Genomic DNA, 337 nt, shown 5'->3' with positions numbered 1-337 from the left:
GGTATGTGCAGGCCACAGTGCCGGCCCATGACGCAGACACCCACAGCCCACGACGGATCGCCCCAGGACGGGGCGCCCGGACAGGCCCGCGCCCAGTTCACGGTCCCCGCCAAGCACCCGATGGTCACCCTGCTCGGCTCCGGTGACGCCCTGCTCCGAGTGATCGAGCGGTCGTTCCCGCAGGCGGACATCCACGTCCGGGGCAACCAGGTGAGCGCGGTCGGCGACGCGGCGGAAGTCGCGCTGATCCAGCGCCTGTTCGACGAGATGATGCTGGTGCTCCGCACCGGTCAGCCGATGACGGAGGACGCAGTGGAACGCTCGATCGCCATGCTCA

At 69.7% G+C, this 337-nt stretch carries 1 pseudogene; it reads left to right on the top strand.

Annotation, left to right across the window (positions count from 1 at the left end):
* Positions 1-27: 27 nt before the first annotated feature.
* Positions 28-337 (top strand): annotated as a pseudogene (locus tag OQ02_RS39580) (PhoH family protein); the annotation flags it as partial.

Origin of the sequence: Saccharothrix sp. NRRL B-16314, assembly GCF_000716595.1 — a bacterium.
In the GTDB taxonomy this organism is placed as follows: domain Bacteria; phylum Actinomycetota; class Actinomycetes; order Mycobacteriales; family Pseudonocardiaceae; genus Actinosynnema.
This window is presented reverse-complemented; position numbering and strand designations above follow the sequence as displayed.